This is a genomic window from Romboutsia sp. 13368, from assembly GCF_018336475.1.
Lineage (GTDB): Bacteria > Bacillota > Clostridia > Peptostreptococcales > Peptostreptococcaceae > Romboutsia.
In genome coordinates this window covers 1,778,902-1,790,124 of sequence record NZ_CP048741.1, presented here as the reverse complement: position 1 = coordinate 1,790,124, position 11,223 = coordinate 1,778,902, and the positions used below count along the sequence as shown (strand labels likewise).

Genomic DNA, 11,223 nt, shown 5'->3' with positions numbered 1-11,223 from the left:
CAACAAAAACTAATATATGTTATTATAGTATATAAAATAGTATATATTGCAAAAACTAAGAGTGGGACAGCAGTGCTCACTCTTTTGTTTTAAAAATTTACAACTGAATAGGAGGGAAACACAAATGAGAAAAAGTGTAGAAGCTACAATAGAAGAAATAGTTCAACCTATAGTTGATGCTAAAAACTTTGAAATAGTAGACATAGAATACGTTAAAGAAGCTGGAGAATATTACTTAAGAGTTTACTTAGATAAAGAAGGTGGAATATCTTTAAGTGACTGTGAAGTAGTTAGTAGAGAATTAAGTGAAATATTAGATAAAAAAGATCCAATAAAAGAAAATTATTTCTTAGAAGTATCTTCACCAGGGCTTGATAGACCACTTAAAAAGGATAAAGATTTTGAAAGATACAAGGGAAGAGATGTTGAAATAAAATTATATAAACCAATGAATGGTTCTAAGCAATTTGAAGGGGAACTAGTTGGATTAACTGAAGATAATAATATAAAAGTTATAATAGATAATCAAGAAGTAGAGTTCACAAGAAAAGAAGTTGCACTTATAAGACTTGCAATAAAGTTTTAGGCAAAGATAATATGGAGGAAGATGACGATGAATCATGAATTTATGGAAGCATTAGATGAATTAGAAAAAGACAGAGGAATAGATAAAGATATACTTATAGATACTATAGAACAAGCACTTTTAACAGCATATAAGAAAAACTTTGGTTCAGCTCAAAACGTTAGAGTTGAAGTTGATAGAGTAAAAGGTGATGTTAGAGTATTCTCTCAAAGAGTAGTAGTTGATGAGTCTGACTTATACGATACTTTCCTTGAAATAGAACTAAAAGATGCAAGAGAAATAAGTCCAAACTATGAATTAGGGGATATAATAGAAAATGAAGTAACTCCTAAAGATTTCGGAAGAATAGCAGCTCAAACTGCAAAACAAGTTGTTGTTCAAAGAATAAGAGAAGCTGAAAGAGAAATAGTATACAATGAGTTTATGGATAAAGAAAATGAAATAGTTACAGGTGAAGTAGCTAGAGTAAATAAAAATATAGTTTACGTAAACTTAGGTAGAATAGAAGCTATAATGACTCAAGCTGAGCAAATACCAGGAGAACATTATCAAGCTGGACAAAAAATAAAGGTATATATATTAGAAGTAAAGAAAACTAATAAAGGGCCTCAAATAGTAGTTTCTAGAAGTCATCCAGGATTAGTTAAGAGATTATTTGAATTTGAAGTACCTGAAATATTTGAAGGAATAGTTCAAATAAAATCTGTATCAAGAGAAGCAGGTTCAAGAACTAAAATGGCAGTTAAATCAATAGATGAAAAGATAGATCCAATAGGAGCTTGTGTTGGTCCTAAAGGTTCAAGAGTTAAGAATATAGTTGATGAACTTGGTGATGAAAAGATAGATATAATAAAATACAGTGATGATCCAGCTGAATACATATCTGCTTCACTTAGCCCATCAAAGGTTGAAAGAGTAGAAGTTAATGAGGAAGAAAAGTCTGCGTTAGTAGTAGTTCCTGATTACCAATTATCACTTGCAATAGGTAAAGAAGGACAAAATGCAAGACTTGCAGCAAAACTTACTAACTGGAAGATAGATATAAAAAGCGAATCACAAGCAAAACAAGAACAAGAATAAGGAGGGATGACCTTTGCAAAAAGTTAAAAAGGTACCTCAAAGAAAGTGTATAGCTTGTCAAGAAAGAGATTCTAAAAAAGGGTTAATAAGAATAGTTAAGAATAAAGAAGGAAAAATATTTTTAGACCCAACAGGAAAAGCAAATGGTAGAGGTGCATATATATGTAAAGATGCCGAATGCTTAAAAAAGGCTATAAAATCTAAAGCTTTAAATAGAGCATTTAAAATAGAAGTACCTAATGAGGTATATGAAAATCTACTTGAGGAGCTACAAAAACATGAAGACTAATGAAGATAAGATATATTCTTTTTTAGGACTTGCGACTCGTGCAGGTAAAGTAGTGTCAGGAGATGACTCTACACTACTTGAACTAAAAAAAGGAAATATTAAATTGATTATAGTTGCAGAAGATGCTTCTGAGAATACTAAAAAGTTATTTAAAGATAAAGCAAGTTATAGAAATATTCCACATGTATATTTCTCGAATAAATTACAACTAGGATATGCAATAGGAAAAGCTCCAAGGGCAACCCTAGGAGTTAAAGATATAAATTTTGCCAATAAAATATTGGAATTAATGGAAGTGCCAAAAATATAATAGGGGGTGATCTTGTGTCAAAAACAAGAGTATACCAAATAGCAAAAGAATTAAACATGTCTAATGAAGACGTATTAGTTAAATTAAAAGAATTAGAAATAAATGCAGTAGATAAAGATTCTGAATTAGAAGATGATGAAGTTGAACTAGCTTTAGAAATATTAAGAGATGAATTAGCTGCAACTAAAGGAAATACTATAGCTATAGATGGAAAATTAACAGTTCAAGAGTTAGCTACAAAATTAGATAAGTCTGCATCTGAAATAATAATGAAGCTTATGAAAATGGGAACAATGGCAACAATAAATCAAGAGATAAGCTTTGAAATAGGTTCATTAGTTGCTAGTGAATATGGATTTGAATTAGTAGAAGGTTCAGCTAATGATGAAGAAGAATTAGAAGAAATAGAAGCTTTAATAGAAATAGAAGAAGATAAAGAAGAAGATTTAGTAAAAAGACCACCAGTTGTTACTGTAATGGGTCACGTTGACCATGGTAAAACTTCTTTACTGGATGCTATAAGAAAAACTAATGTAACTTCAAGCGAAGCAGGAGGAATAACTCAGCATATAGGTGCTTCAGAAGTCATGGTAAATGGAGAAAAGGTAGTATTCTTAGATACTCCAGGACACGAAGCTTTCACATCTATGAGAGCTAGAGGAGCACAAGTTACAGATATGGCAATATTAGTTGTTGCTGCTGATGATGGTATAATGCCTCAAACAGTTGAAGCTATAAACCATGCTAAAGCTGCAAATGTACCTCTAATAGTTGCTATAAATAAAATAGATAAGCCAGGAGCAAATCCTGATAGAGTTAAGCAAGAATTAGCTGACCAAGGTTTATTAGTTGAAGATTGGGGTGGAGATGTTATATCAGTTCCAGTTTCAGCTTTAAAAAGAGAAGGTATAGATACTTTACTGGAAATGATACTTTTAGTTGCAGAAATGGAAGAATTAAAAGCTAACCCTGATAAGAGAGCTGTTGGTACAGTTATAGAAGCTCAACTTGATAAAGGTAGAGGACCAGTTGCAACAGTACTTGTTCAAGGTGGTACTTTAAGAGTTGGAGATCCAATAGTTGCTGGTGTTGCTAGTGGTAAAGTAAGAGCAATGATAAACTCTAAAGGAAAGAGAGTTAAAGTTGCTGGACCATCTACAGCAGTAGAAATATTAGGATTATCAGAAGTTCCACAAGGTGGAGACCAAGTTGTTGCAGTTCCAAGTGATAAAGCAGCAAGATTAGTAGCTGAAAAAAGACAACAAATGGCTAGAGAAGAAATGTTAAAATCTAACCAAAGAATGTCTTTAGATGATTTCTTTGCTCAAATGGGAGATGCAGAAGTTAAAGAATTACCTATAATAGTAAAAGCAGATGTTCAAGGTTCTGTTCAAGCAGTTAAACAATCACTTGAAAAATTATCTAACGAAGAAGTTGCTGTTAGAGTAATACATGGTGGTGTTGGAGCAGTAACTGAATCAGATGTAACATTAGCAACTGCATCTAATGCAATAATAATAGGATTTAACGTAAGACCTGTTCCAAGTGCAGAAGTACTTGCTAAAAAAGAAGGTGTAGATGTAAGAACATATACTATAATATACAAGGCTATAGAAGATGTTCAAGCAGCTATGACTGGTATGTTAGACCCTGAATATGTTGATGAAGATACAGGAAAAGCTGAAGTTAGAGAAACATTTAAATTATCAGGTGTTGGAACTATAGCTGGATGTTATGTAACTAGCGGTAAGGTATTTAGAGGATCTAAAGTAAGAATAGTAAGAGATGGATTCATAATACATGAAGGACAACTAGCAGCGCTTAAGAGATTTAAAGATGATGTTAAAGAAGTTAATCAAGGATACGAATGTGGTATGAGTTTTGTTAACTTCAATGATATTAAAGAAGGCGATGTAATAGAAGCTTATATAACTAAAGAAGTTGAAAGAAAATTAAAATAGATAAAAAAGAGGTCGATATTAATGGCATCATATAACAGAACAAAAAGAATAGCAGAAGAGATAAAAAAAGTTGTAAGTTCAATGCTTATAAGTGGAATCAAAGACCCTAGAATAACATCTATGGTAAGTGTAACAGATGTTGAAGTTACAAATGATTTAAGCTATGCATATGTTTATGTAAGTATACTAGGTGGAGATGAAGAATCTACACTATTAGGGCTAAAAAGTGCAGTAAACTTCATAAGAAGAGAAGTAAGTAGAAGTGTTAAGCTTAGACATACTCCACAAATAATATTTAAAGTTGATGACTCTATAAAAAATGGTATGTACATGGATCATTTAATAAGAAAAGTTAATGAAGGTGCAACTGCTTCTTCATTTGACGAGGAAGAGTTTGATGAAGAGTAAGATAGAAAGTATAATAAAATACTTAAAAGGAAGTAACGATGATTTCATCGTTACTTCTCATATTAGCCCAGATGGAGATAATATAGGGTCAACTTTATCAATGTACTACACTTTAAATAAATTTGGAAAAAACGTTTACTATGTACTAGACGATAATCCTCCTCAAAATTTAAAGTTTTTAGTTGAAAATGTTAATATATTAAAATCAGAGGAAGTAAGCTTAAATAACTATAATATAGTAGCACTTGATTGTGGAGATAAAAATAGAATATGTTTAAGTAAAGAATTAGTAGATAATGCTAAAACAATAATATGTATAGATCACCATGCAAGTAATGACTATTATGGTGATTTTAACTATATAGATACTGAAGCATCATCAACTTGTGAATTAGTTTATAATGTATTAGTAGAATATGAAAAAAGTGAAAATATAAAAATAATAGATGACAATATAGCAACATGTTTATATACTGGTTTATTAACTGATACAGGTAATTTTATATATTCAAATACTCATCCAAGTAGTTTTGAAATGGCAAAAGACCTTTTATTAAAAGGAGCTAAAAAAGATATTATAATTCAAAAAGTATTCCAAAGTAATCCATATAATTACTATAAATTATTAGGTGAAGCTTTAAATACTCTAGATATAGTAGATGGAAAAATTGCTAGTATAATGATAACTAAAGAAATGTTAAAAAGAAATGTTATAAGTTTTAATGATGTAGATGGAATAACATCATATACAAGGGATATAGATGGTGTTGAAGTAGGTATACTTTTAAAGGAAAAGAAAGAAAATGAAGTCAAAGTAAGCCTAAGATCTAAAACTTATGTAGATGTTAGTAAAATAGCTCAAGGTTTTGGTGGCGGAGGCCATGTAAGAGCTGCAGGTTGTACTATTTACTCTAGTATAGAAGATGCAAAGAGACAGATAGTAGATGCTGTAGTAAAAGTAGTTCAAGGTGAGATAAATGAATAAAATAGTAAATATTATAAAACCTACAGGTATGACATCTCATGATGTTGTAAGTGCTGTAAGAAAAATTTTAAATACAAAAAAAGTTGGACATACAGGTACCCTTGATCCAGATGCATCAGGGGTATTACCTATATGTATAGGAAAAGCTACAAAAGTTAGTGAGCTTATATTAAATAAGGATAAATCATATATTTGTGAATTAACACTAGGTATAACTACAGATACATATGATTCATCTGGTGAAATATTGGAAAAAGTTGAAAACTTTAGCTTTACAAAAGAAGAAATAGAAAAAGCTTTTGATACTCAAAGAGGTCATATAGAACAATTACCACCTATTTATTCTGCATTAAAAGTAAATGGAAAGAGAATGTGTGATTTAGTTAGAAGTGGAAGAGCTGATGAAATAAATTTAAAAACTAGACCTGTACACATAAAAGAATTAAATATTCTTAGTATAAGAGATAATAAGATAATGTTTTACGTAAAATGTTCTAAGGGAACTTATGTAAGAAGTATCTGTTATGATATAGGACAAATTTTAGGATGTGGAGGACATATGTCTTTCTTACTTAGAACTTCATCTGGTAAGTTTAACTTAGAAAATGGTATAACACTCGAAGAATTAAAAGAACATAAAGATAATAATACTTTAGATAAATATTTATATGATATAGATTATGTATTAACTAATTTTAATAAAATAACAATACATGAAAATGCAGAAAAGTATTATATAAATGGTGGAATAATAGATGAAAGACGATTTATAGAAAAAGATTTTAATGAAAATGATGAGTTAGTAAGAGTTTATAGCTCAAAAGAGTTTATTGGAATAGGTAAAATAATAAGAAAAGATAATACTATAAGTGTAAAAAGTGATAAATTATTTATAGTATAAATTTCAAGTAGGCGGGGAAAGCGAAATGGATACTATAACATCAATAGCTAAAATAGATACAATAAAAGAAAGTGTGGTAACTATTGGTAACTTTGATGGGCTACATAGAGGTCATAAGGTTCTAATAGAAAAAACAACAGAATATGCTAAAGAAAATAGTATAAGTAGCGTAGTATTTACTTTTAAAAATCATCCAGTTAATTACTTTAGACCAAACTCTGTAAAAAATATTATCACAAATTCTGAAAAAATAGAAATCCTAAAATCTATGAATGTTGATTATATAATTAATATACCTTTTGATGAGTATATGACTAAGATATCAGGACATGATTTTATAAAAGAAATATTATTAGATACATTAGGTGCTAAGAAAATAATAGTCGGACATGACTTTACATTTGCAAGAAATAAAGAAGGTAACACGAAACTTTTAAAAGAATTATCTAAAAAATATGGGTTTGAACTAGAAATAATAAATCCTATAAAGTTAGATAATGTAAGAATAAGCAGTACAAACATCCGAGATTTAATATCAAATGGTGATGTTGATAAAGCTTATAAATATCTTGGAAGATATTATAAACTATCAGGAAAAGTTATACATGCAAGAAAGATTGGAAGAACTATAGGATTTCCAACTGCAAACATAAGTATAGATGAAGATATGATAGTACCTAAAGTTGGGATATATGCAACAAAAGTATATATAAATGGAAAAACATACTATGGTGCTACAAATGTAGGATATAATCCTACTGTAAATGGTAAAAATTTATCTATAGAAACAAATATATTAGAATTTAATGATGATATATATGGAAAAACTATAACTATAGAATTTCTAGAAAGAATTAGAGATGAAAAGAAATTTAATGGAATTGAAGAATTAAAAATTCAACTTCAAAAAGATACTAACTATGTGTTCAAAAAGTATATTTGCAAAAGCAAAAAACTTATGGTACAATAGACAAGTAAATTAAATAACCATTTACTCAGCATATGATTTCTCCAAATCTATGCTTAGTTATTGGCGATTATAAAATATATTGGAGGTAACTCAAGATGAACAAAACTGAAATAATAAAAGAATTCGGAAGATTTGAAGGAGATACTGGTTCTCCAGAAGTACAAATAGCTTTATTAACAGCTAGAATAAACGAATTAAACGACCACTTAAAAATGCACAAGAAAGACCACCACTCAAGAAGAGGTCTATTAAAGATGGTTGGTAGAAGAAGAAACTTATTAGCTTACTTAAAAGACAGAGATCTTGAAGGATACAGAGCATTAATAGCTAAATTAGGATTAAGAAAGTAATTTTTACTTTTTTTATTAAAAGCAGGTATAATAATACCTGCTTTTTATAATTTTAATATTATATAAAAAAGGTATTGGTAAATATTATATAAAAAAGGTATTGGTAAATATTATATAAAAAAATTTAAGTAGAGGTGATAGGTTTGAAAATAAAATTAATATGTGATAGTTTATGTGATATTCCAAAAGAAATTCAAGATAAAGAGTATTTAGATGTAGTACCGCTTACTATAATATTTAATGATAAAGAATACAAAGATGGAGTGGATATAAGTAAAGAAGAATATTATGAAGTATTAAAAAGTAGTAAAGAGATACCTAAGACATCTCAAGCTACATATATTCAATTCAGTGAAATTTTTAATAAATATGTGGATGAAGGTTATAAAATAATATGTATAAATGGTTCTTCTAAATCATCAGGAACATATCAAAGTGCGATACTTGCAAGAAGCGATATGGGTGAAAAGGCAAATGATATACATATATTTGACACTATGAGTTTATCATTAGGAAGCGGTCAATTTGTTATTAAAGCATGTGACTTAATAGAAGATGGATTAAGCACTGATGATATAATAAAAGAATTAGAATCTATTAGAGAAAGTGTAATGTTATTTTTTGCACCTAAAACTTTAGATTATTTAAAAAAGAGTGGTAGGGTATCTGTAGCTACTGCAATAATAGGAAATATTCTTAATATAATACCAGTATTTTCATTCCCAAATGGAGAGGCAAACTTAGAGGAAAAAGTTAGAGGTAGTAAAAATTTAGCAACGAAACTTGTTGATATTATACTAGAAAGAAATAAGGGGGATTTAAGTGATAAAATTATTACTATAGGATATGGAGATAATTTTAAGGACTTTGAAAAGCTTGAAAAAGAAGTTCAGAAAAGAATAAAAGCTAAAAAAGTATTAATAACTAGAGGCGGGGCTTGTATATGTTCCCATACAGGTCCAGATATACTTGCTATAAGTTGTTCTAACTAGAATATGACTAATTTTAAAGCAAAGTGTAAATAATACATATAATGATTGAGATAAGTAACTAAGCTACTTTTATATATTGTTAAAATATAGTATTTTTGATAAGATAGTACATAAGATAGTAAACGCGTTTTTTAGCAAAAGAGGAGGTACAAGCTTTAATGTTTGAACATAAAATATTTAAAATGGATTTAGCAGGAAGAGAGCTTTCTGTTGAAATAGGAAAGATAGCAGAGCTTGCTAGCGGAAGTGCCATAATTAGATACGGGGAAACTATGGTTATGGTAAATGTTTCAAAATCAGCAAAACCAAGAGATGGAATAGACTTCTTCCCACTAAGTGTTGATTATGAAGAAAAATTATATTCAGTAGGTAAAATACCTGGAGGATTTTTAAAGAGAGAAGGGAAGCCTTCAGAAAAAGCGATATTAACATCAAGACTTATAGACAGACCTATAAGACCATTATTCCCAAAAGGATTTAGAAATGATGTACAAGTTGTTGCTACAGTTTTATCAGTAGATCAAGATTGTACACCTGATATAGTTGCTATGATAGGTTCATCTATAGCATTGTCTATATCTGATATACCTTTTAATGGACCTACAGGATCTGTTTTAATAGGATTAGTTGATGGAGCATTTGTTGTTAACCCAACAGCAGAGCAAAGAGAAAAAAGTTCTCTTCATCTAGTAGTATCAGGAACTAAAGATGCTATAATGATGGTTGAAGCTGGTGGAGAAGAAATACCAGATGCATTAATGCTTGAAGCTATATTATTTGCTCATGAAGAAATCAAAAAGGTAGTAGAATTTATAGAAGAAATAACTGCACAAGTTGGAAAAGAAAAAATGGAAGTAGTTTTATTCAAAGCTGATGAAGAAGTTGAAAAGGCAGTTCGTGAATTTGCTACAGATAAAATGAAAGAAGCTGTAAAAACTATAGAAAAACTTGAAAGAATGGAAAAAATGGACGCTGTAAAAGCTGAAACATTTGAAAAATTCGAAGAGTTACTAGAAGATTACGGAGTAGATATAGAAGAAACACTTCAAGCTATAATAAAAGAAGAAGTAAGAAAGTTAATAGTACATGAAAATGTAAGACCAGATAATAGAGGATTAGAAGAAATAAGACCAATATGGTGTGACAATGGATTTATACCTAGAGCTCATGGTTCAGGATTATTTACAAGAGGTCAGACTCAAGTAATGTCTATAGCAACTCTTGGAGCATTAGGAGATGTTCAAATATTAGATGGATTAGATGAAGAAGAAAGCAAAAGATATATGCATCACTATAACTTCCCTGCATACAGTGTTGGTGAAGCTAGACCATCAAGAGGACCAGGAAGAAGAGAAATAGGACATGGAGCACTTGCTGAAAGAGCATTAGTACCTGTACTTCCATCAAAAGAAGAATTCCCATATGCAATAAGAGTAGTATCAGAAGTATTAAGTTCTAATGGTTCTACATCTCAAGGTAGTGTATGTGGTTCTACATTATCATTACTTGATGCGGGTGTACCTTTAAAAGATATGGTTGCAGGTATAGCTATGGGTCTTATAAAGCATGATGATAAAGTAGCAGTACTTTCTGATATACAAGGTATGGAAGATCACTTAGGAGATATGGACTTTAAAGTTGCAGGAACTGAAAAAGGTATAACTGCTATACAAATGGATATAAAGATAGCTGGTATAGATAAAGAAATATTAAGTAGAGCTTTAACTCAAGCTAAAGCTGGTAGAATACATATATTAAATGAAATGAGAAAAACAATATCAGCTCCAAAACCAGAATTATCTAAGTATGCTCCTAAGATAATAACAATGAACATAAATCCAGATAAGATAAGAGATGTTATAGGACCTGGTGGAAAAGTTATAACTAAGATAATCGAAGAAACTGGAGTAAAAATAGATATAGAACAAACTGGAGAAGTATTCATATCAGGTGTAGATGCTGATATGATAAAACTTGCACAAAAGAAAATCAATGATATAGTAGCTGAAGCAGAAGTAGGACAGACTTATACAGGTAAGGTTACAAGAATAATGAACTTTGGTGCATTTGTTGAAATACTTCCAGGAAAAGAAGGATTACTTCACATATCTCACATAGCACATGAAAGAGTTGCTAAAGTTGAAGATGTATTAAACATAGGTGATGAAGTTGAAGTTAAGGTTACTGAAATAGATGAAAAAGGAAGAGTAAACTTATCTAGAAAAGTATTATTACCTAAACCAGAAAAAGCTGATAAAAAAGAAGAACAATAATAAAGAAGAAGTCTAATTAGGCTTCTTTTTTATTATTTATAAATTTAGTTTTATTAGTAATTATATAGCTTTATTAAAANATTGCACTTATAGCTTTATGTGGTGGATTACTTGGAAT

General features: G+C 29.8%; 12 protein-coding genes. All 12 read left to right on the top strand.

All coding sequences use genetic code 11. The features are described from left to right. Positions 1-124 precede the first annotated feature (124 nt). The 12 genes from rimP to G3997_RS07245 all read left to right on the top strand — a co-directional run bounded on the left by rimP (position 125) and on the right by G3997_RS07245 (position 11,105). Positions 125-586, top strand: a complete 462-nt coding sequence (rimP, locus tag G3997_RS07300) for a ribosome maturation factor RimP (protein WP_296644947.1) — start codon at positions 125-127, stop codon at positions 584-586. 27 nt (positions 587-613) lie between these two features. Then, entirely contained in the window at positions 614-1,666 is a 1,053-nt protein-coding gene (gene nusA, locus G3997_RS07295) for a transcription termination factor NusA (RefSeq protein WP_296644944.1), read from the top strand. 13 nt (positions 1,667-1,679) lie between these two features. Next, positions 1,680-1,955 (top strand): RNase P modulator RnpM, encoded by a 276-nt coding sequence (rnpM, locus tag G3997_RS07290; protein ID WP_296644941.1) that lies wholly within the window; start codon positions 1,680-1,682, stop codon positions 1,953-1,955. Next, the gene (locus G3997_RS07285) at positions 1,945-2,265 is read left to right on the top strand and encodes a L7Ae/L30e/S12e/Gadd45 family ribosomal protein (RefSeq protein ID WP_296644938.1); all 321 of its coding nucleotides are present in this window, start codon (positions 1,945-1,947) and stop codon (positions 2,263-2,265) included. Before rnpM ends, G3997_RS07285 begins: the two co-directional genes overlap by 11 nt. A gap of 14 nt (positions 2,266-2,279) precedes the next feature. Beyond that, positions 2,280-4,226, top strand: coding sequence for a translation initiation factor IF-2 (gene infB, locus G3997_RS07280; protein WP_296644935.1), 1,947 nt, complete (start codon positions 2,280-2,282; stop codon positions 4,224-4,226). 21 nt (positions 4,227-4,247) lie between these two features. Beyond that, the gene (gene rbfA / locus G3997_RS07275; protein ID WP_296644933.1) at positions 4,248-4,634 is read left to right on the top strand and encodes a 30S ribosome-binding factor RbfA; all 387 of its coding nucleotides are present in this window, start codon (positions 4,248-4,250) and stop codon (positions 4,632-4,634) included. Then, complete coding sequence (locus G3997_RS07270; protein WP_296644931.1) at positions 4,624-5,619, top strand: DHH family phosphoesterase; 996 nt, start codon at positions 4,624-4,626, stop codon at positions 5,617-5,619. The genes rbfA and G3997_RS07270 overlap by 11 nt, the downstream gene beginning before the upstream one ends. Further along, a complete protein-coding gene (gene truB, locus G3997_RS07265) occupies positions 5,612-6,520 on the top strand; it encodes a tRNA pseudouridine(55) synthase TruB (RefSeq protein WP_296644929.1) in 909 nt (302 codons plus the stop codon). The genes G3997_RS07270 and truB overlap by 8 nt, the downstream gene beginning before the upstream one ends. A 25-nt stretch (positions 6,521-6,545) precedes the next feature. Then, on the top strand, positions 6,546-7,490 hold the full coding sequence (locus G3997_RS07260; protein ID WP_296644926.1) for a bifunctional riboflavin kinase/FAD synthetase: 945 nt from the start codon (positions 6,546-6,548) through the stop codon (positions 7,488-7,490). Between the two features lie 95 nt (positions 7,491-7,585). Further along, positions 7,586-7,840 carry a 30S ribosomal protein S15 gene (rpsO, locus tag G3997_RS07255; protein WP_071119784.1) on the top strand — a complete coding sequence of 85 codons (255 nt, stop codon included), beginning with the start codon at positions 7,586-7,588 and terminating at the stop codon, positions 7,838-7,840. A gap of 143 nt (positions 7,841-7,983) precedes the next feature. Next, positions 7,984-8,832 carry a DegV family protein gene (locus G3997_RS07250; RefSeq protein ID WP_296644922.1) on the top strand — a complete coding sequence of 283 codons (849 nt, stop codon included), beginning with the start codon at positions 7,984-7,986 and terminating at the stop codon, positions 8,830-8,832. 158 nt (positions 8,833-8,990) lie between these two features. Further along, positions 8,991-11,105, top strand: a complete 2,115-nt coding sequence (locus G3997_RS07245; protein WP_296644919.1) for a polyribonucleotide nucleotidyltransferase — start codon at positions 8,991-8,993, stop codon at positions 11,103-11,105. Positions 11,106-11,223: the final 118 nt, after the last annotated feature.

Bases quoted from the DNA above. Each gene is read 5' to 3' on its own strand.
- nusA (WP_296644944.1), top strand. From the start codon at position 614: ATGAATCATGAATTTATGGAAGCATTAGATGAATTAGAAAAAGACAGA.
- G3997_RS07245 (WP_296644919.1), top strand. From the start codon at position 8,991: ATGTTTGAACATAAAATATTTAAAATGGATTTAGCAGGAAGAGAGCTT.
- rpsO (WP_071119784.1), top strand. From the start codon at position 7,586: ATGAACAAAACTGAAATAATAAAAGAATTCGGAAGATTTGAAGGAGAT.
- rbfA (WP_296644933.1), top strand. From the start codon at position 4,248: ATGGCATCATATAACAGAACAAAAAGAATAGCAGAAGAGATAAAAAAA.
- G3997_RS07285 (WP_296644938.1), top strand. From the start codon at position 1,945: ATGAAGACTAATGAAGATAAGATATATTCTTTTTTAGGACTTGCGACT.
- G3997_RS07260 (WP_296644926.1), top strand. From the start codon at position 6,546: ATGGATACTATAACATCAATAGCTAAAATAGATACAATAAAAGAAAGT.
- truB (WP_296644929.1), top strand. From the start codon at position 5,612: ATGAATAAAATAGTAAATATTATAAAACCTACAGGTATGACATCTCAT.
- rimP (WP_296644947.1), top strand. From the start codon at position 125: ATGAGAAAAAGTGTAGAAGCTACAATAGAAGAAATAGTTCAACCTATA.
- G3997_RS07270 (WP_296644931.1), top strand. From the start codon at position 4,624: ATGAAGAGTAAGATAGAAAGTATAATAAAATACTTAAAAGGAAGTAAC.